Source organism: Paenibacillus sp. MB22_1, from assembly GCF_047200555.1.
Classification (GTDB): domain Bacteria; phylum Bacillota; class Bacilli; order Paenibacillales; family Paenibacillaceae; genus Fontibacillus; species Fontibacillus phoenicis.
The window spans coordinates 306,937-327,436 of record NZ_JBLADV010000001.1; the positions used below are offsets into that span (position 1 = coordinate 306,937).

A 20,500-nucleotide genomic window follows, 5' to 3' on the forward strand; every position below is an offset into this window, starting at 1 on the left:
CAAATGTATAATCGTTTAAAACGGAACAACGTTTCGAAAATTAGTTATAATTTATTATTTTTGGGTTGTTGTTCTGTAAAAATGCGATTGCAGTACTGGAGGTTCTGGAATGTCGAGAGTAGTGAAGGATTTAAGCGGAAAGCTCTGGCAGATGGAGAAGATGAGAGTAGGCGAAGGAGAACGAGAGGGATTCCATATCCTTCCTGCAGAGCGTCAAGGTGTAATCTTTAGCTGGAATTACGCATCTGTGCCAGGAGATGTATATACCGATCTTCAGCGTGCTGGCGAATTAGAGGACCCTTATTTTGGACGTAATATGCACAAGGCCAAGTGGGTGCAAGAATACGAATGGTGGTATATTCGGAGATTCAACGTCTCTGAAGAGATGAAAGGCAAGAAGATTCATCTGGAATTTGAAGGTGTCGATTATAGCTGTACCGTGTGGCTAAACGGCCAACTGCTGGGTAGTCATGAGGGTATGTTCTCTCCTTTTTCCTTTGAGGTCAGTCAATATTTGAACTTCGATAATTGGGCTGGTGGTTCGAATCAGCTGGCTGTCAAGCTTGATCCGCCGCCAAAGAACTTCCGCAATGTTGGAGGCAAGAAGGTGAACTTCTCCGGCGATTATTTCACTGGCTTGGTGCCATTCGGCATATGGCGTCCGGTACGCTTGGTTGCAACGGAGGATGTGCGAATTATTAATTATCGTTCAGAATCCGAGCTTAAGGAGGAAGGCGCTGTAGTCCATCTGCAAGTGGAACTCGACAACATGGCTGCAGAGAATCAAAGCATTCAACTTCAGATTGCGATGAAGGGCCACAACTTCACATCGGAGACAATCACTCGTACAGTGGAGGCTGATGTTCGATCAGGCAACGGTCTCGTAGAAGTAAGTGTAGAGGTTCCGGACGCAAAACTGTGGTGGCCTTGGGACATGGGAACTCCACATCTGTATGATCTGGAAATTACAGTTGCAAAGAATCGTTCTGAATTGGATCGTGTACAGGACAGAATCGGTATTCGTACGATTCAGATGGAGAAAAATCCGGGATTTACAGAAGAAGAATGCGAATATCCATGGACCTTCGTTATTAATGGTAAACGTCAATTCCTGCGCTCCGCATGTTGGGGAGGCCAGCCATCTTTCTTATATGGAAGGAACAGCACGAAGAAATATGAACATCTGCTGTCACTGGTGAAGGAATGCAATATTAACAATTTGCGAATTTTTGGCTGGCATCCGCCGGAGATACCAACCTTCTACCGCCTATGCGATGAGCTTGGTATTACAGTATGGACAAACTTCACGTTCTCCACACAAGCCTTCTCCAATGATCCAGCTTTTGTGGAATCCGTGTCGAAGGAATGTATTGAAATTGTGAAACTTCGCCGCAATCATCCATCCAATATTTATTGGATGGGCGGAGAAGAAGTATTCTTTACGGATGCACATGTAGAGAGCGGCAATAAAGAGCTTATGGAAGCGATCGGTGTAGCAATTGGAGCATATACGTCTGTTCCATACGGATTGGCATCACCGCTTAGCAATGAGTTCGGTCAGAGTATGGGATTCAAACCTAAGGAGTCCCAGCACGCTAATGAGCATTATTACGGCGGTGGTGGCACCTTCATGGAGGAATATTACCCTTCGCTTGATTGCTCGATCATTCCTGAATTAACCGCGGCGTCAGCTCCTTCGATTGAAAGCTTGAAGAAGTTTATTCCGGAGAATGAGCTATGGCCTATGGGACCAAGCTGGGGTTATCATTGGGCAGATATCCACATTCTCCAAGGATTGAACATTGAAGTGTTCGGCGATAAGAGAATGGATTCACTGGAGCAATTCGTAGAATCGACTCAGATTGCGCACGGCACAATTCTACAGTTTGCACTTGAATTGTACCGGAGACGGAAACCGCGGATGAGCGGTGTGTCACTCTGTCACTTCATTACGCATTGGCCCGACATTAAATGGGGACTCGTCGATTATTATGGCTTGAAGAAAATTAGTTTCGACTACGTAAAGACAAGTTATCAGCCGCTTCTGCCAAGCTTGGCATTTGAGAAAAGAAGATGGAATCCGGGAGAGACGTTCCAAGGCGAACTGTGGATTGTCAACGATTATCATAAGGAGTATGCGGATACGGTACTGGAGTGGACGCTTTGCAATCATAAGGACGAGGTCGTTCACAGCGGAGCAATAGCTGCACAGATCGCTTCGAATAGCGCCGCAAAATTTAGCGATATTGCATGGAAGGTTGATGCCGATGCCACAGGCCAGTTCACAGTCACGCTCAATCTGAAGCAAGCAGGCAGTGTTCTGGCAAGCAATGAATACAAGCTGCTCATTGGCGATCAAGCTGAGGCGAAGCGCATATGCAACGAGCATCTCGATGAAAGTAGGAAGCTGCGTGATGAATACGGTAGCAGCTATTACCGCTACAACCCAGAGCTCTGGGAGCTTGAGTAATCTAGAATATTTGGCACGAAGTTAACCATTCTTGATGCTGGAGGGGATGAACATACGCTCACGTTTGTTCGATCCCTTTCCCTGCTTTGAAGTCTGTTATGTCCATCGCTTAGGAGGGGTAGCTTGCTTCCGTTAGAGGGTTTGTTCGTTGTGGAATTCAGTACGCAGATTGCTGGTCCGTTCGCCGGGTTAAGACTGGCTGATCTTGGGGCACGTGTCGTCAGGATAGAGCAGATTGAGGATGAGCAGCTGCCGCTCAGCAGCTTGTACCGCAATAAAGAAAGATTGTTATTCAACCTCACTAGAGATCAAGATGTAGAGAAACTGCACAAGCTTATTGCTGAAGCAGACGTTCTAATAGAAGGTTTTCCTGTTGATTCCCCCCAGGCGGCCATGCTTCCTTATGAGAAAACGCAGGTGCTAAATCCTTCGTTGATTCATGCCAACATTACCGGTTACGGACGAGAGGGAGCATGGCGGAACAAGCCATATAGTGACTTGTTCGTCCAGGCGCTTACAGGTATACCCTGGTTGAATGGGAATGCGGATGATCCGCCAATTCCGTTTCCACTTTCGACTGTGGAAATGTTTGCAAGTGCCAACCTTGTTCAAGGTATTCTAGCTGCGCTTGTACAACGTTCCAAAGCGGGAGTTGGAATGCTGGTAGAAGTTAGTCTGCTGGAATCGGCGATTGATTATCAATTCGAGGTGCTGACCACTCATCTTAATGATGGAGGAAAGCTGCCGCAGAGAAGCTTGAGCCATAATGCGCATGCTTATCTTCCAGCACCATATGGTATTTACGAGACGGCGAGCGGATATCTGGCTCTTGCGATGGGGTCAGTGCTTGAACTGGGAAAGCTGCTGCAATGCCGCGCCTTAGCTTCCTATACAGATCCTGCTAGTTGGTTCTTGAAGAGGGATGAAATTAAGCAGTTGATTGCTGATCATCTGAGGAGCAAGCCGGCAGCTGTCTGGGTGAACGATTTGGAAGAAGGTGGATACTGGTGTGCCGAGGTGCAGACCGTAGACGATCTTCTTCGGCATGAAGGGTTTGTTGCCTTGCGTAATGTACAGAGCGTGCAAGTGGAGGAGCAAGGATTGTTCTTAACTACTTGTTGTCCTATTCGAATTGACGGTAAACACATGAGGAGTCGTCGAGGAATTGTACGAGCGGGCGAGGACAACTTCAGGATTGAGGAGGAATTCCAGTTGCTCTAGGCGTCATTGTTAAAGATTAAGTCGAAGTGAGAGTGAGATGTCATGATACCGAGACCGTTGGAGGGCTTATTAGTTCTTGATTTCAGTCAATTCCTGTCCGGTCCGTATGCCGGCTTGCGATTAGCAGATTTGGGAGCAAGAGTCATTAAGATTGAACGTCTGGACGGTGGGGATATATGCAGAAGATTGTATATATCTAATATGGAGCTGGACGGGGACAGTACGCTGTTTCATTCGATTAATCGGAACAAGGAAAGTTATGCTGTCGACTTGAAATCAGAATCGGACAGACAAAAGGTGAGGAAATTGTTAAGCCATGCGGATATTATGATCCAGAACTTTCGACCGGGTGTCATTGAGAAGCTTGGATTCGGATATGAAGAGGTAAAGGAGATCAATCCGTTTCTCATCTATGGTTCTATTAGCGGATATGGATGGGATACTCCTCTTCGTGGGAGACCAGGACAGGATTTGCTTATGCAGGCGTTCACTGGTCTATCCTGGCTGCACCGCGATGATGCGATACGCAGGCCCATCCCATTCGGTCTTGCCATCGCAGATATGATGACCGGTGCACATCTTGTGCAAGGCATTCTGGCAGCTCTTGTGCGTCGATCTGTACAAGGGGCAGGCGCACTGGTAGAGGTTAATATGCTGGAATCTACCTTGGACGTCATGCAAGAGATCTGGGATGAGAAGTGGATGCCGGGCAGGTGCTCTAACGAGGGTGCTGGAGAATCTGAATCCAGCCGATGGTTAAAAGGCCTGTATCCTACAGCTACCGAATATATAGCGTTAGAAGAAATGTCTCTGTATGAATTGGTGGAAGCGTTAGCAGCACACTTCCCTTCGGCAACAATCAACGAAGTGACAGCTGACAGCATACAACAATTATTACTAACAAAGCCTGCAGACTACTGGTGCATTCAACTGAGGAAAGCCGGCATTGCTTGTGAGGAGTTGCTTAACTGGGAACAACTTCTGGGGCAGGAGGCGTTCCTCGAGCTGAATATTACACAGAATATTTATAGAAGTAACGGTACTCGATTGACTGCGCTTTCTTGTCCCATTCGTTTGAATAGCTACCGGCTGCAATCCTCAAGGGGAGCACCTCACATCGGTGAGCATAACGGTGAAATCGAATTCGAATGGCTATCTCATTCGTAACTGTACATTTATGATTAAACCTTGTAGAGATGGTGATAAAATTGAAATTGAAAGGCATGACCTGGTCTCATGAGCGAGGCTTGAACCCATTGCTAGCCGCCTCAGAGGCATTTCGCAAGCTGGAGCCGGACGTCGAGATTGAATGGGATGCGCGTTCTTTATCGGATTTCGAGCTTTATCCGCTTGAGCTGCTTGCAGATAAGTATGATTTCATTATGATTGATCACCCTCATATTGGAACTGCGGTAGCGAAGCAGCTGCTGCTGCCCTTGAATGGTCTAGTAGAGGAAGCATTCCTGCAGGATCAGGAGATTCATTCGACAGGTCTGAGCTATGCCAGTTATACGTATGAAGGGAAACAGTGGGCGTTGCCTGTGGATGCAGCAGCTCAAGTCAGCGCATACCGGCAGGATTTGCTGGATCAGGCTGGACTGCAGCCTGCCCGAAGCTGGAGCGATGTGCTGTCGATTGTCAAGAAGCTGCCGAAGGGACAGTATATTGGTCTTCCGTTGGTTCCAGTACATGCCTATTCGACCTTCTTTACTTTATGTGCACAGCTGTCAAACCGGGCTTACTGGAGTGAAGGCATTGATCTTCCTATGGAGGTAGGGGAGCAGGCGCTCGCGCTAATGGAAGACTTGATGCCGTATCTTCATTCGGAATCGGTTCATCATGATCCCATTCAAATGCTGGATCTCATGGGAACCAGCAATGAAATTGCGTACGTCCCGCTTATTTACGGCTATTCCAATTATGCAAGAGAAGGTTTTAGACCATTCGTCACGAGTTTCGGCAATATTCCGTCTGACAGCGGTGTGCCAAGCGGAAGCATGATTGGCGGCGTGGGACTTGCGATCTCGTCGAAATGTCGGTATGTCGATATAGCTGCGAAGTTTGCAGTTATGGTGGCGTCTCCTTCCTTCCAACGAACGTCGTTTTTCTTGAATGATGGTCAGCCTGGTCATCGGGAAGCGTGGCTGGATCCCGAGGTGAATCGTATGTCCGGAGGTTTCTTCGAGCGTACATTGGAGACATTGATGCATGGCTCGCTGAGACCTCGATTCCATGGCTATATCAGCTTCCAGGAGCAGGCGGGTAATCTGATTCGTTATCGACTAATGAATCAAACACCTGAACGACAAATGGTCATTCAAACCTTAAACGAAATGCATATGCAAATCAGACGTGAATATCAGGAAGGGAGGAGGTGAACAGGATGAAGCTATTAGAGGATATCGTTGTATTGGATTTCAGTCAATATTTGGCAGGACCTGTATCTGCGCTTCGGCTAGCTGATCTGGGGGCTCGAGTCATCAAGATCGAACGACCGAATGCGGGCGATGGAAGCCGTCAATTAACCTTGTCTAATCTTCGGGTCGATGGGGAGAGTACCGTATTCCAATCGATGAATCGGAACAAAGAGAGCTATGCTGCCAACCTGAAGGATCCGGCCGATCTCGTTAGAGTCAAACAGCTGATACAGAAGGCGGATGTAGTCATAGAAAATTTTCGTCCCGGCACGATGCAGAAGCTAGGTCTGGACTATGAGTCAGTTAAGGAGCTGAATCCTGGCATTATATACGGCAGTATTACCGGCTATGGTGTGGAAGGTCCCTGGAAGAACAAACCGGGACAGGATTTGCTCGTGCAATCATTGTCCGGTCTCGCATGGCTGAACGGCGATGCCGAACAGCCACCGGTCCCCTTCGGACTGGCAACAATCGATTTGCATACAAGCTCGATATTTGTTCAGGCCTTACTTGGCTTGCTGTATAAGCGGGAGAAAACAGGTGTCGGAGGGTTTGTAGAAATTAGTCTGATGGAGGCAGCGCTAGACTTTCAATTTGAAGTGCTGAGTGCTTATATGAACAAGGAGCCTAGAGAACTTCCCAAGCGGAGTGGGTTCCACAATGCGCATGCCTATTTAGGCGCACCGTATGGCATCTATGAAACAAAGGATGGGTATATCGCTTTGGCTATGGGCTCCATTCTTACGCTAGGAAAGCTGCTACAGTGCGAAGAGCTGCTCCAATATACAGAGCAGGAGTCCTGGTTCGATGAGCGAGATACCATTAAGCAATTATTGAATTGTCATCTGAAGACGAGGTCGACAAAGCACTGGCTCGATATTTTGGAGCGGGCTGATTATTGGTGCGCAGAGGTGTTTGATTGGGAGCAAGCTCTCCAGCATGAAGGAATTAAAGTACTGGATATGTTCCAGGAGGTCGTAAGGCCAAGTGGAGCTGTGTTCAAGACGACCAGGTATCCGGCTAGGGTGAACGGCCAACTTCTTAAACATGTAAAGGGAGCGCCTCCTGTCGGCGAACATACTGCACAAATTAATAAGGATTTCGGGCTCGAGGCTTCCAAAGTAAACGATGATAGGGGGTTGATCGATGGAGAATAATGATATTCGGTATGAGGTTGACAACTATATCGGGACGATTACCCTATCCAGGCCAGACAAACTGAATACTGTCACTCGTGCGATGGGTGAGAGGTTGAGTCTTCTTTGTCAGGAAATTAATAGGGACAAAAGGATAAGGGTCGTCGTTTTGACTGGCGAGGGTGAGAAAAGCTTCTCGGCTGGAAGTGATATTGAGGTATTGGACGATTACGGAAGTCCATGGGATCTGCGTAACCGCGACGATTATTGTATGGCGATTCGCAGCATTCGCAAGCCCGTAATTGCAATGGTCAATGGCTATGCAATTGGTGGGGGACTCGAGCTTGCCTTGCATGCAGATATTCGCATAGCTTCTTCCAATGCTAAGTTTGGCGCAGGTGAAATAAAGCTGGGCTGGATCGGAGGCAGCGGCAGCACACAGCTACTGCCGAGAGTGGTAGGCGCAGGGAAGGCTGCAGAGATGGTCTTAACGGGCAGACTATTGACGGCAGAAGAGGCTTTGCGTTGTGGATTGGTAGAGCAGGTCGTTGAGTTAGATCAGTTGAAAAAGCTTGTCTACGAGACAGCGCACACAATTGCCGGATACAGTCCAATCGCTGTAGAGAACGCTAAGCTTGCGCTTCGTGCGGCTATGAATATGCCGCTTGATGCAGGCTTGCAATACGAGAACAGTTTGTTCTCCTTCTGCTTCACAACCAGGGATGCGCAAGAGGGAAAGGCAGCTTTTAAGGAGAAGAGAGCTCCAGAATTCAAGGGGATGTAAAGTTCGTAGAAGAAAGCCCTGTTAGAAAATTTTTATTCTTACTACCTCACTATAATAATTAAAGGAGATGGGTATACATGATGAAGGGCAATCGCAATGGACAGGAATATTATCGTTTATATATTGACGGTGAATGGGTGGATTCTGCCTCGGAACGACTAATTGAGGTGCAGAATCCAGCGAATGAAGAAGTGATTGGGCTTGTGAGCGATGCTACTGCCAAGGATGTACAGAGGGCACTGGAATCTTCTGAGCGGGCTCAACAGGCTTGGCAAGCGCTCCCTTCTGTGAAGCGCGCGTCTTATTTGGTGAAGTTGGTTGAGAAGGTGAAGGAGAAGCGAGAGTTTCTTGCCAAGCTTCTTGTGATGGAGCAGGGCAAGACGTACCGTGAAGCGCTTGGTGAAGTGGACGATACGATGGCTTATATGATGTACGCGGTGGAATCAGCCAACAAAATTAAAGGAGATATCCTTCCATCCAATAAGGAAGGAGAAATGCTGCAAATTCGCAAGGTTCCTTACGGTGTCACTATTGGCTTATGTGCGTGGAACTATCCGTTAGCCTTGATCGGCAGAAAGCTTGGCCCGGCACTGGTGACAGGCAATACTATGATTATTAAACCACATGAGCTGACGCCGATCGCATCGGCTGAATTTTTCAACCTGATTCATGAGGTAGGCTTCCCTCCAGGAGTAGCGAACTTCGTGACGGGCACAGGAGCTGAGGTAGGACAGCTTCTGGTAAGCAGTCCGATTACAAAGCTGGTAACTGTTACCGGCAGTGTACGGGCAGGTCAACAAATTTACAAGGCCGCTTCCGATAACATTACAGCTTTGTCACTGGAGCTCGGCGGAAAAGCTCCGTTCATCGTTCTGGAGGATGCGGATATTGACCAGGCGGCGGCAGCAGCAGTTTCCGCAAGATTCGCGAACTGCGGACAGGTATGTGTGTGCAATGAGCTGGTGCTGGTTCACGAACAGGTGGCCGAAGCTTTCACAGCCAAGCTGCTGGAGCATATGAAATCGATTAAAGTTGGAGATCCCTTCGATAGCAGTGTAACGATGGGGCCAAAAGCGAATGGCAATGATCTGAAGAAGATCGAAGAAATTGTTCAAGAAACGGTCGCACAAGGCGCCAAAGTAGCGGCAGGGGGCAAACGTCCAACTGGCGGCATTTTCGATAAAGGCTACTGGTACGAGCCAACTGTTCTTGTTGATGTGAAACCGGATATGGCTGCAGCACAGAAGGAAATATTCGGTCCGGTACTGCCGATTGTAAAAATCTCCAGCTTCGAAGAAGCGATTGAAATTACCAATTCAAGTGAGCTGGGCTTGTCTGCTTACTTGTTCACAAGCGATATGAAGAAGATGATGCACGGTACTGACGTGCTTCAGGTTGGCACCGTGTTCGTTAATCAAGGCATGTCGGGCTGTATGCAAGGTTATCATAGCGGACATAAGCTGAGCGGTCTAGGCGGCGAGGATGGAGAATACGGACTGGAAGGCTATATGCAGAAGCGTGTTGTCTACTTGAATTATAAGTAATGAGATTGGCCTGCGGTTTACCGACCGCAGGCTGATTCCCTATTAGGATTGGGTGATGAAGGAGACGACATCCTTCTTTACATTGATCCAATGGTTGAATTTATGATTGTATCAATCAGAAGGATCGTATAATGGCGCACGAAGAACAAGTTTTCTCTGTGTCGAGCGCTGCGTTTATAGATGAGGATAGATCAAGGGAGAGATAAGAGATGAGAGGTATTCCTTTTATTCAGGACTGGAAGTTTATGTTAGGGGAGCCAGAGGCTCCACACCTGCTGGCGACCGACGATTCCTCGTGGAGAACATTAAGTCTACCCCATGATTGGAGTGTGGAATTTCCCTTCGATCAAGAGAAAGGAGAAGCCTGCACTGGTTATCTGCCTGGCGGCATTGGTTGGTATAGAAAGCGCTTTATGACAACACCTGAGATGGACCAAAGCAAGGTAATTATTAACTTCGACGGTATATATAATCGAGCAAGCATATACTGCAATGGGGAACTTGTGAGTTTCCACCCTTACGGCTATTCGCCATGTCTGGTGGATGTAACCGATTACCTGAATGACATAGGTGAAGAAAATATCATTGCCGTGAAGGTTGATCATTCCCGATATGCGGACAGCAGGTGGTATACGGGCTCAGGCATTTATCGAAAGGTAGCCCTTCATATTGTTCCGAAGCTGCATATCCCAGTATGGGGCACCTATTATACAACGCCGGTAGTGAGTGACTCGTCAGCACTTGTGCAAGGCAGAATAACGTTGCAGAATGATGAAGCTGTTAGCAAGCAAGCTGAAATTATCGGCAAAATCTTTGGCCCTGATAATCAGCTTGTGGCCAAGCAAGTCAAGACTTGCTCCCTAGCAGCGAATCAATCGGAGGAGCTTTCATTAGAATGGACGATCCCAAATCCGCAGAGATGGGAGATTCATGCAGCCAAGCTGTACCGTGTAAGTGTTGAAGTTGTAACAAGCGGGCGAATCATTCAGACTGTAGAGGACACTATAGGGATTCGAGAGTTCAGATTTGATCCGGACAAAGGTTTCTTTTTCAATGGACGGAATACCTTGATCAAGGGTGTAAATCTCCACCATGATGGTGGGTTGGTAGGAGCAGCTGTTCCTCTGGATGTATGGAGACGCAGATTGGAGAAGCTGAAGGAATGCGGATGCAATGCGATCAGAACGGCCCATAACCCTGCGTCGGAAGATTTCCTGGATTTATGTGACGAGATGGGCTTTCTGGTCCAAGAGGAGTTCTTCGATGAATGGGATAATCCGAAGGATAAGCGAAGTAATGGCGGGGAACAGAAGGTTGATTATATTACTCGTGGACATGCTGAATACTTCCGTGAATATGCCAAACAGGACCTTCAGAATACTGTACTGCGGGATCGCAACCATCCTTGCATATTCCAGTGGAGCATTGGCAATGAAATTGAGTGGACGTATCCGAAATATAATGAGGCAACAGGATATTTTGGCATGAATGCATCAGGCAATTATTTTTGGACACTGCCGCCTAACGGGAAGGATAAAATACGTGAGATCATTCAGCAGCTGCCAAGAGATGCGTATGATATTGACAAAACAGCCCGGCTCTTGACTCGCTGGACCAAGGAGCTGGATACAACAAGACCTGTTACAGCAAATTGCATCCTGCCTAGCGCCAGCTACGAATCGGGATTTATCGACGAATTGGATATAGCAGGGTACAGCTATCGCAGAGTTATCTATGATTATGGGCACCATCATTATCCGGACAAGCCGATTATGGGAACAGAGAATGTGGCCCAGTGGCATGAATGGAAGGCAGTTCTGGAGAGAGAATATATTCCGGGAATTTTCCTCTGGACGGGCATTGATCATATTGGAGAAGCTATTCAGAAGCCTTGGCCTCGGAAAGGGTCGAATCTCGGTCTTCTGGACTTTGCTGGATTCGAGAAGCCTTCTTATCATATGTTCAAGAGCCTATGGAATGAAGAACCGCATCTTCATCTGGCAACGCAGGTTCTGGAGAAATCCTTGTACAGGCTAGATGAATCCGGTGAGCTGGTAGAGAAGAATCCGGGTGGCTGGCAGCAGCGGGTTTGGTTCTGGCACGACGTGAATTCGCATTGGAACTATCGGGATGGGGAGATCGTTGTAGTCGAGGTTTATTCGAACTGTGAGGAGGTATCGTTGTATCTGAACGATTCGCTGCTTGCTACGAAGCGTCTTGAACAATTTGAGGATCATATCTACAAGTGGGCTGTGCCTTATGGCGCTGGAGAATTGAAAGCCATTGGCAGACAAGGCGGAAAGGTAGTTGATTCGAAGCTTTATACGGTAGGGCCTGTGCATTCTATCAAGCTGCTAGCAGATAAGGATACGATTAGAATCGATTCAGACAGTGTCGTTCATGTAACCGTGCAGTTAGTGGATGCCAAGGGGCATGCTATTACAAACCAGAATGTAGAGCTTGAATTTGAGGTGGAGGGCGAATGCCGAATTCTTGGGGTGGACAATGGAAGCTCCGATAACGTACAACCTTATCAGAGCACTCGCCTTATGACGGAGCTGGGCAGAGGACTGCTCATTGTGCAAGGCTCTGTGCCAGGAAATCTCATGATCCGGGCTGTATGCACTCATATTCATAGCGTATCCAATACGTGTAATGTAAGCGTTATCGAGTAGTAATCCATTTCAAGGGAGGTCATCCGTTTGAACTGACATGCTTTTCTCCTGTTGTTCATTATAATCTGATCTTCTCCTTACCTGGACGCCGTAAGGCGTCATTGTAGTTTATAGAATGTATAGTCAGGTATGGCTGAAGGATGGATACATCGTTACTGTAAAGATTGAGAAGCTTGGCTCTCTGACCAATGTCATGAAGAAATGTTGCTCGTAGAATGTCTTGATTATCCGCAATCCTCAATATATGCAATTGGAAGAGAACCGTATTTTAAAGGAGGTTCATATTATGAAAATTAAAGCTGTGGAATTATTCCAGATCGAGCCTAGATGGTTGTTCGTGAAGATTAGCACCGATATGGGCTTTGAAGGCTGGGGAGAGCCTATTTTGGAGGGAAGAGCTTCTACCATTAGGGCAGCAGTCGAGGAGTTGAAGGACTATCTGATAGGGAAGGATCCGCTCAAGATCGAGGACCACTTTCAGGTCATGTACCGCGGCGGCTTCTACCGGGGAGGTCCCGTTCTCATGAGTGCGATTTCCGGCATTGAGCAAGCGTTATGGGACATTAAAGGCAAATATTATGACGCACCTATCTACGATCTTCTTGGCGGATCGGTTCGCGATAAAATCAAAGTATACGCCTGGATTGGAGGAGACAGGCCAAGTGATGTGAGCAGTCATGCTCAGAAGCAGGTAGCTCTTGGCTTCAAGGCGCTAAAAATGAATGTGACGGAAGAGCTTCATTATTTAGATGAATATAGGAAAATTGATCAGGCAGTGGAACGAATGCAGGCAGTACGGGATGCTGTCGGGCCAGACGTGGGAATTGCGGTTGATTTTCACGGCCGTGTTCATAAGACTATGGCCAAGATTCTAGTGAAGGAACTGGAGGCATACAGGCCAATGTTTATTGAGGAGCCTGTGTTGCCGGAGCATAATGAGGCGCTTAGGGAGATTGCAAGAATGACGAATACACCTATTGCAACGGGCGAGCGAATGTACACACGCTGGGGCTTTAAACAGCTGTTGCAGGATGGTTACGTAGATATCATACAACCGGATCTCTCTCATGCTGGCGGTATTTTGGAAACGAAGAAGATCGCAGCTATGGCGGAATCTTATGACGTTAGTCTGGCGCCGCATTGCCCGCTTGGACCGATTGCACTGGCTTCCTGCTTCCAGGTCGATTATTGCACGCCGAATTTCGTTATTCAGGAACAAGGGCTAGGTATTCAATATAATCAAGGTAGCGATGTTCCGGGTTACTTAATAGATCCGGACATATTCCAATATGAAGCCGGTTATGTTCGTGTGTCTGACAAGCCTGGTCTTGGTATTGCCATTAATGAGGAGGCTGTTAGAGAAGCTGCGAAAAAAGGCCATAATTGGCATTCACCTATTTGGCGCAATGAAGACGGATCCTATGCAGAATGGTAAAAAAGGTATTCGGATAAGGGGATTGTGCAGGAAACCGCTGTCCAATGGTGGCATTTGGCATATTGTTGTCATGGGCTTGAATTCGGATCAGCTATACATTGTCAGAACAATAGAGTTCTTGCTGTCCTCTGGTCAACGGGGCGTTCGTGAAGCAGGCCTGGATAGTGCATGAGTCATTGGATAATATTAAGGCTTGCTTCAACAAAGCACTGAGCGCTCCTGGTATCTTAGTGGTAATGTGATGAAAGAATGAATGGAGGAATATAGATGAAGCCTAACTTTCTTATATTTGTTGCAGATCAGATGCAAGCTCGTACACTGTCACTGCATGGACATCCCGATGTGCGAACGCCGAATCTGGATCAGTTGGGACGTGAAGGCGTTTCCTTCGCTAGAGCATATTGCAACAATCCAGTGTGTATGCCGTCGCGTGCGACATTGCTGACGGGGTTGACTCCCAGACAGCACGGCTGCTTGACGAATGGCAACGCCGTCCCCGAGCAGTTGCCTACACTGCCAGGGGTACTCGCTGAGGCAGGATATCGGACGCATGCCGTCGGCAAGCTGCATCATCAGCCGATCGGCTCTGTAAGTAATGGAGAGGAGATGGCCTTCTCCTGGGAGAGCAGGGAACGGTGGGAATCCGGGGAAATTACAGCATTGCCAAGTGGTTATTATGGCTACCAAACGACAGAGTGTGTAGGCGGACATGTAGACTGCTACGGCGATTATTTGACATGGCTTGAACAAGAGCTACCGGGAGGGAGACAGCAGCTACTGCGGGCAGGAGCCTATGAGAAGAATCTTTTATACGAGCAAAACTGGAAGATTGATCTGCCTGAATCGCTGCACTACAACCGGTGGATTGCAAACCGCTCTGTGGCTTTCCTTGAGAACCTTCAGCCGGAAGAGTCCTTCTATCTTTGGTGCTCCTTCCCCGATCCGCATCATCCTTTCGCTGCATGCCGTCCTTATAGTGAAATGTATGACCCACAGTCGCTGACATTGCCGGAGGGCTGGGAGAATGAAGCGGATTCGATCGATTGGCTAAAGGGATTACGGAAGGTTCATCCTGGTCATTCACAGTTCGATGAAACGACCTTAAGGGAAGTATTGGCACAAACGTACGGTATGATTACGCATATGGACAGCTGTATAGGAGAGGTGTTGGAAAAGCTGAAGGAATTAGGGCTATACGATAACACCGTTATCGTATTTATGGCTGATCATGGAGAATATTTGGGCTCCCATCGTCTATTGACCAAGGCGGAGTGGCCTTGGGAGGAACTACTGAATGTCCCGTATATATGGAAAGCCCCCCAAGCCGCTAAACAGGGCGTCTATCGAGACCGCGTAGTGAGCCTGCTTGACTTTGTGCCGACTATTCTTGATTTTGCGGGTATCGATCAGGCTGTAATGGATACTCGAGGCGTATACAGCGCACCTCCTTTAGGCTTGCCAGGACGTAGTCTGCGTGAAGCTGTTCAAGCGGGCAAGGAGCTGTCTGCTCGACCAGCATTGATTGAATATGATGAGGATTGGTATGCTCCAGAGACGACCCGTATGCGAACTCTGGTTGCAGAGCAATTTAAATTAACGTTGTTTATCAATTCGGAAGAGGGGCTATTGTTTGATCTTGTGGCAGACCCTCACGAGCATAACAATCTATGGAACGAACCGGAATACGCGCACGTCCGGCATACGATGACGGAGCAGTTGTTGCGGGAGCTGATTCGTACCGATCGATTTGATACGATTAGAATAACAGGAGCATAAGCAACTTGCCTAAGGCTGTCTAGGAGAGTGATTTTTTTACTTTCCTAGACAGCTTTTCTTTTTGTTCCATTTTAATAGGGATATTGACAATAACCGTTAGGTCAAATATAATAAAAACGAAACTAGTTTCGATTAATTACTAAACAATAAAAATATTGATAATATGAATCAATTTCATAATGTATAGTTACAGATTCGCAGATTAGCCCAATTTGTGCATATCCATTTTTGAAAATTATGCTGCTTGTTCATTCAAATGACGATTTAATCGATCACATACAAGTTTTGTACAATTGTAAACCAGTGCAACCAAGTTAAAATGAAACTTCGCTTTTTGACCGGTTCGATGTCGTATATTGTTCAATTGGAAGAATTCTTTTAAGTAAGCATTTACTCGTTCTACGGCAGATCGCTTCTTAGAGATTTCCTTCCATAGCTTCGAACCACGAGCTGGTGCCGTATATTTTCTTAGATCCGTTGAGATCTTCATTTTGTATACCTTTTGACAAAGTGTATCCTTCGCTAATGGGCAATGATCGCATTCTTTTGGACGAACATATTTCAGCGTTTCATACTTTGAATCATAACTGTCGTAACGATACGAATGCTCTCTGACACAAGTTGGCGCAAAGTGTTCGTCAAATCCAACAAGTTCTGGCTCTCGCCTACGGTTATAGGCAATCACGGCGTGTGCCTTCATTTTACGAACCTGTCGGTATATCGCTTCATAATCATAACCTGCGTCCATCGTTGCATAGGTGAATTTGAATTGTGGATGCTGTGAAACAAGCCCTTTTAGGAGAGGTATGGCGGCTTTACCATCATTCAAACTTCCAGAAGAGAGCATCGCTCCGAGAATATATTGACTCCGTGTACCTACAGCCAAATGACCTTTATAGCCAAACCAGAACGTGTTTTTCCCGTCACTGTTTTTCTTGACTCCCCACTGTGGATCAAGTGGCATTTGATCTTTTAGCACGTGGAAAGATACTTCAAGTTGTGCAGCAATTTCCTTCTCGAAGATAGGCTTTTGTTCCTCTTCTTCTTGCTTTTGTTTCAACCAAGCTTCACGTTCAGTCTTTGATTTTCGCCCACGCTTTTTAGGCTCCTGCTTATCCTTGTCTTGTTTTACAGGTGCTTGGTCTCGTGCTTCGATATGGGTAGCATCAATAGCAACTGTATCATCGGTAATGAATCCTTCTTTCATCGCTTGTGTAAGCAACTGGGTTTGAATCTCTTCAAGCGCATCGCATTGGCTCATCCTATTCACCAACCTAGAATAAGAGGCCGCTGATGGAATAGATTCTGACAACATAAAGCCACAATCCAAGCGGAACAAGATGTCATGCTGCAGACGTTTTATTAAATCTTTAATCGTCGGGATTCGTTCGATGATTCGGATGATCAATGAATAGACCATTGCTCTGTAATTCACTTCAATAGGCGCACCATAACGCGACGTTTTCTTGACCAAACGCAAAATAGGAGTGATGTCGATCGTAGCGAAGATTTCACGAAAACGATCTTTTTGTTCCATTTTATAAAGTTCTTGCAAGGTAAAAAGGCTCTCATGTCGAATATATGGCATAGGGAGTTCATCCTTTCATCTCATTCGGTATTGTGTCGTTACTGTACCTTTTCGAGATTTGGGGAGGTTCTCCTTTTTATGTGCCTTAAAATACTAGTCATAGCAAGACTTTCGATTTATGAAATTGATTCATATGTTTCATAAATATTTTTATCAGAAGATTGTAAACGTTTTCTAGGGAGGAATGAATTTAAGGATTACAGGCTTACTAGAGAAGGAGTGCTTTTTGTGGAAAATGTAAATGAATTCCGGCAGTTGAATGTTCCCGACATTAAGCGCAAGTTGCCTTTCAAACAAAAGGCTTCGAGGCTGATGAAGAGTTACCAGTTATACTTGTTTGTGCTTCCTGTCGTACTGTATTATGTGCTGTTCCATTACGTACCGTTATATGGTATTCAGATTGCCTTCAAGAACTATCTAGCCTTTAAAGGGATAGCAGATAGCCCATGGGTTGGATTCGAGCATTTCGAACGATTCTTCAATTCCTTTGAGTTTGAGAGAATTATTCTGAATACAATCAAGCTCAGCGTCCTGCAGCTTGTAGTGGGCTTCCCGGCTCCCATTTTGCTCGCGTTGATGCTCAATCAGTTAATGAACAAGAAATTCAAAAAATTTGTGCAGACCGTTATTTATGCACCTCACTTTATCTCGACGGTTGTTATTGCAGGCATGCTGTTTTTATTTTTATCGCCAGATACAGGCTTGATCAACAAAATCATTGAGGCGTTTGGCGGAGAACCCGTATTTTTTATGGGGGACCCGGATTGGTTCAGACCGGTATATGTGCTGTCGGAGATCTGGCAGAATACCGGCTGGGGAACGATTATTTATTTGGCAGCGCTTACGGCGATCAGTCCCGAGCTTCATGAATCTGCTGTTGTGGACGGCGCAAATAAATTTCAGCGGATCTTGCATATTGATATTCCCGGCATTATGCCGACAGCAGTCATTCTGCTGATTCTGAGTACAGGCAATATTATGAGTCTTGGTTTTGAAAAGGTATATCTTCTGCAAACATCTCTCAATCTTCCTTCATCAGAGATTATTTCAACTTATGTGTACAAAACAGGATTGGTCGGAGCCCAATACAGCTTCTCGACTGCTGTAGGACTATTCAACTCCATCATTAATTTCATTATTCTTTTAACGGTTAATCAAATAGCAAAAAAAGCTTCAAATACATCGTTATGGTAATAAGCGGGGAGGGTCAACATGTTTAAACGCAGTCTAGCAGATATCTGGTTCGATCGAGTGAATATGCTGTTGATTTTGTCAGGACTGGCCATCATTATCTATCCCCTCTACTTCGTAGTATTGGCCTCTGTTACGGATCCCGGAGCAGTTCAAATGACATTGTTCTGGCCGGAGAAGTTCAGCTTAGAGGGATACAAAAAAATATTTTGAATATCAAGTTGCCTCAGCAAATCCTTCACATACGAACATTTGTTTGATATACTAGGTGCAAACGAGTGTTCGGGAGTGGTTGGCATGGCACAACAAGAAGCGATGACGTTAAAGAGATTTCAAGAGAAATTTCATTCGGAAGACGCATGCCGCGAGCATCTGTTTCAGATTCGCTGGCCGAACGGCTTCTGTTGCCCCAAATGCGAGCACGATGCGTTCTACTTTCTGGAAAGCCGTAAGCTGTATCAATGCACGCGCTGCAAGTATCAGGCTTCGGTTACCGCCGGCACCATTATGCATAAATCCCATACGCCGCTACTGACCTGGTTCTGGGCGATTTTCCTTGTGGCGCACGATAAACGCGGCGTTTCCGCGGTTTTCCTTTCGCGCGAACTGGAAATCTCCTACCCCACAGCATGGTTAATGCTTCACAAGATTCGCAAAGCCATGGGAGATCGCGATGCCCACTACCAACTGGCCGGTTTGGTCGAACTGGATGACGCGTTCTTTGGGGCGCCGACCGAAGGCGGCAAACGCGGTCGCGGCACGGAACAAACCCCTGTACTGGCAGCCGTATCGCTGGACAGAAAAGGAGCGCCGAAATATGTGAAAATGAAGGTCATTCCGAATGTCAAAGGCAAGACGCTGGTCGATTTTGCCCGGCACCATATCGAGCCCGGTGCCACCATCAGCAGCGATGCGTACCGCTCGTATCGCAAGCTCGCGGAGGAAGGTTACGATCACCAGCCGCTCGAGTTTAACGTCAAGGAAAACCCCGATCATCTGAAATGGCTGCACACGATGATTTCCAATGCCAAAGCGTTTATTGGCGGCACCTATCATGGTCTGGCTCCCAAGCACCTGCAAGCGTATTTGGATGAATTTTGCTTCCGCACCAACCGCAGACGGTTTGAAGGCCAGTTGTTCAATCGACTGCTGACAGCCTGTGTTTCAACCGACACCATCACCTACCAGAAACTCATATCTTGACCTTAGCGGAGCTAACTTGATATTCAAAAAAAATATTAGATAGCGACAATCTATGGATTGGCTATAAAAACTCTTTTGTATACGCAATATTAGGTACCTTTATTAATTTATGCCTCACTCTTCCTGCGGCCTATGCTTTGTCGCGGAAGGATATGAAGGGGCGCAACTCGATTATGCTTTTCATTACATTCACGATGTTTTTCAGTGGAGGTCTCATTCCAACTTACTTGACAGTCAAGGAACTGGGTTTGGTGAATTCGGTATGGGCGATGGTCATTCCCAATGCCGTGGGTGCATGGAATCTCATTATTGCTCGAACGTTCTTCCAATCTACAATTCCAGATGAGCTTCTAGAAGCAGCGAAAATCGACGGCTGCTCGGATGCCAAGTTTTTCTGGAAGATGGTGCTGCCTCTTTCTCAGGCGCTCATCGCGATCATGATTTTGTTCTATGGTGTTGCTCACTGGAACTCCTACTTCAATGCATTAATCTATCTGCGTGATCAAGAGTTATTCCCACTGCAGCTCGTGCTTCGTTCCATTCTGGTTGAGAATCAGATCCAAAGTGACATGATGACAGATCTATCTACCGTGGGGGATCAGCTTCGAACGGCGGAGCTTATCAAATACGGCATGATCATTATTGCGGCGCTGCCGCTGCTGATCCTGTATCCTTTCCTGCAGAACTACTTCGTCAAAGGCGTTATGATCGGAAGCATTAAAGGGTAATTCAGAAGATCAAACGTTATTATGAAAGGGAGGTGAGCGCCTGGAAGTAACGAGATTTGCAACTGCTTTAAGCGTATATTTGCAATCTAGGATCTTGGAAATACAGCAGGGGTGTTAGTTCGAAACAAGGGGGGCGATATGGAGGAGGCGTCGATGAAAGGGTATGCATGAAATTTGTAATCGCTTTCGAAGATTGATGGGACGTTCCAGACTGGCTCGTAATGAATAATAGTTTTACTTTTCAGCTGGATCTTGAGGCTTGTAGCCTCTGGGATAGGAAGCGTAAGCCGAATGCATTAAGGAAGCGGTGGCGGACAGATCAATCTGCGTGA

At 46.7% G+C, this 20,500-nt stretch carries 15 protein-coding genes; 14 read left to right on the forward strand and 1 reads right to left on the reverse strand.

The annotated features are described in order from the left end of the window. The first annotated feature begins 109 nt into the window (after positions 1 to 109). The 10 genes from ACL02P_RS01395 to ACL02P_RS01440 all read left to right on the forward strand — a co-directional run bounded on the left by ACL02P_RS01395 (position 110) and on the right by ACL02P_RS01440 (position 15,458). The gene (locus ACL02P_RS01395; protein ID WP_009225474.1) at positions 110 to 2,470 is read left to right on the forward strand and encodes a glycoside hydrolase family 2 protein; all 2,361 of its coding nucleotides are present in this window, start codon (positions 110 to 112) and stop codon (positions 2,468 to 2,470) included. A 123-nt stretch (positions 2,471 to 2,593) separates the two neighbouring features. Further along, positions 2,594 to 3,691 carry a CaiB/BaiF CoA transferase family protein gene (locus ACL02P_RS01400; protein WP_412836666.1) on the forward strand — a complete coding sequence of 366 codons (1,098 nt, stop codon included), beginning with the start codon at positions 2,594 to 2,596 and terminating at the stop codon, positions 3,689 to 3,691. Between the two features lie 42 nt (positions 3,692 to 3,733). After that, positions 3,734 to 4,858, forward strand: coding sequence for a CaiB/BaiF CoA transferase family protein (locus tag ACL02P_RS01405; protein ID WP_412836667.1), 1,125 nt, complete (start codon positions 3,734 to 3,736; stop codon positions 4,856 to 4,858). Between the two features lie 32 nt (positions 4,859 to 4,890). Further along, complete coding sequence (locus ACL02P_RS01410; protein ID WP_412837301.1) at positions 4,891 to 6,069, forward strand: ABC transporter substrate-binding protein; 1,179 nt, start codon at positions 4,891 to 4,893, stop codon at positions 6,067 to 6,069. A gap of 5 nt (positions 6,070 to 6,074) precedes the next feature. Further along, positions 6,075 to 7,265, forward strand: coding sequence for a CaiB/BaiF CoA transferase family protein (locus tag ACL02P_RS01415; protein WP_009225470.1), 1,191 nt, complete (start codon positions 6,075 to 6,077; stop codon positions 7,263 to 7,265). After that, positions 7,255 to 8,028: an enoyl-CoA hydratase/isomerase family protein gene (locus ACL02P_RS01420; RefSeq protein ID WP_009225469.1), complete on the forward strand. Its 774-nt coding sequence runs from the start codon at positions 7,255 to 7,257 to the stop codon at positions 8,026 to 8,028. Before ACL02P_RS01415 ends, ACL02P_RS01420 begins: the two co-directional genes overlap by 11 nt. Before the next feature lie 77 nt (positions 8,029 to 8,105). After that, positions 8,106 to 9,572, forward strand: a complete 1,467-nt coding sequence (aldA, locus tag ACL02P_RS01425) for an aldehyde dehydrogenase (protein ID WP_412836668.1) — start codon at positions 8,106 to 8,108, stop codon at positions 9,570 to 9,572. A 209-nt stretch (positions 9,573 to 9,781) separates the two neighbouring features. Continuing rightward, positions 9,782 to 12,247, forward strand: a complete 2,466-nt coding sequence (locus ACL02P_RS01430) for a glycoside hydrolase family 2 TIM barrel-domain containing protein (protein WP_412836669.1) — start codon at positions 9,782 to 9,784, stop codon at positions 12,245 to 12,247. A gap of 286 nt (positions 12,248 to 12,533) precedes the next feature. Beyond that, positions 12,534 to 13,682, forward strand: coding sequence for a galactonate dehydratase (gene dgoD, locus ACL02P_RS01435; protein ID WP_412836670.1), 1,149 nt, complete (start codon positions 12,534 to 12,536; stop codon positions 13,680 to 13,682). A gap of 267 nt (positions 13,683 to 13,949) precedes the next feature. Beyond that, complete coding sequence (locus tag ACL02P_RS01440; RefSeq protein WP_144870467.1) at positions 13,950 to 15,458, forward strand: sulfatase; 1,509 nt, start codon at positions 13,950 to 13,952, stop codon at positions 15,456 to 15,458. A 235-nt stretch (positions 15,459 to 15,693) separates the two neighbouring features. Here the strand turns inward: ACL02P_RS01440 and ACL02P_RS01445 are convergent, their stop codons facing one another. Further along, the gene (locus ACL02P_RS01445) at positions 15,694 to 17,046 is read right to left on the reverse strand and encodes an IS1182 family transposase (protein WP_412836671.1); all 1,353 of its coding nucleotides are present in this window, start codon (positions 17,044 to 17,046) and stop codon (positions 15,694 to 15,696) included. 219 nt (positions 17,047 to 17,265) lie between these two features. On the opposite strand from ACL02P_RS01445, the gene ACL02P_RS01450 reads away from it, so the two are divergent. From ACL02P_RS01450 to ACL02P_RS01465, 4 genes are all read left to right on the forward strand, one after another. Continuing rightward, positions 17,266 to 18,240 (forward strand): ABC transporter permease, encoded by a 975-nt coding sequence (locus ACL02P_RS01450; protein WP_412836672.1) that lies wholly within the window; start codon positions 17,266 to 17,268, stop codon positions 18,238 to 18,240. 18 nt (positions 18,241 to 18,258) lie between these two features. Continuing rightward, positions 18,259 to 18,450, forward strand: coding sequence for a hypothetical protein (locus ACL02P_RS01455; RefSeq protein ID WP_412836673.1), 192 nt, complete (start codon positions 18,259 to 18,261; stop codon positions 18,448 to 18,450). Between the two features lie 84 nt (positions 18,451 to 18,534). Further along, positions 18,535 to 19,440 carry an IS1595 family transposase gene (locus tag ACL02P_RS01460; RefSeq protein ID WP_412836674.1) on the forward strand — a complete coding sequence of 302 codons (906 nt, stop codon included), beginning with the start codon at positions 18,535 to 18,537 and terminating at the stop codon, positions 19,438 to 19,440. 56 nt (positions 19,441 to 19,496) lie between these two features. Continuing rightward, a complete protein-coding gene (locus tag ACL02P_RS01465) occupies positions 19,497 to 20,168 on the forward strand; it encodes a carbohydrate ABC transporter permease (protein WP_412837302.1) in 672 nt (223 codons plus the stop codon). Positions 20,169 to 20,500 lie beyond the last annotated feature (332 nt).

What these genes read in the sequence shown, in the direction of transcription:
- ACL02P_RS01395 (WP_009225474.1), top strand. Translation starts at nt 110, where the DNA reads ATGTCGAGAGTAGTGAAGGATTTAAGCGGAAAGCTCTGGCAGATGGAG.
- ACL02P_RS01405 (WP_412836667.1), top strand. Translation starts at nt 3,734, where the DNA reads ATGATACCGAGACCGTTGGAGGGCTTATTAGTTCTTGATTTCAGTCAA.
- ACL02P_RS01415 (WP_009225470.1), top strand. Translation starts at nt 6,075, where the DNA reads ATGAAGCTATTAGAGGATATCGTTGTATTGGATTTCAGTCAATATTTG.
- ACL02P_RS01420 (WP_009225469.1), top strand. Translation starts at nt 7,255, where the DNA reads ATGGAGAATAATGATATTCGGTATGAGGTTGACAACTATATCGGGACG.
- aldA (WP_412836668.1), top strand. Translation starts at nt 8,106, where the DNA reads ATGATGAAGGGCAATCGCAATGGACAGGAATATTATCGTTTATATATT.
- ACL02P_RS01430 (WP_412836669.1), top strand. Translation starts at nt 9,782, where the DNA reads ATGAGAGGTATTCCTTTTATTCAGGACTGGAAGTTTATGTTAGGGGAG.
- dgoD (WP_412836670.1), top strand. Translation starts at nt 12,534, where the DNA reads ATGAAAATTAAAGCTGTGGAATTATTCCAGATCGAGCCTAGATGGTTG.
- ACL02P_RS01440 (WP_144870467.1), top strand. Translation starts at nt 13,950, where the DNA reads ATGAAGCCTAACTTTCTTATATTTGTTGCAGATCAGATGCAAGCTCGT.
- ACL02P_RS01445 (WP_412836671.1), bottom strand. Translation starts at nt 17,046, where the DNA reads ATGCCATATATTCGACATGAGAGCCTTTTTACCTTGCAAGAACTTTAT.
- ACL02P_RS01455 (WP_412836673.1), top strand. Translation starts at nt 18,259, where the DNA reads ATGTTTAAACGCAGTCTAGCAGATATCTGGTTCGATCGAGTGAATATG.
- ACL02P_RS01460 (WP_412836674.1), top strand. Translation starts at nt 18,535, where the DNA reads ATGGCACAACAAGAAGCGATGACGTTAAAGAGATTTCAAGAGAAATTT.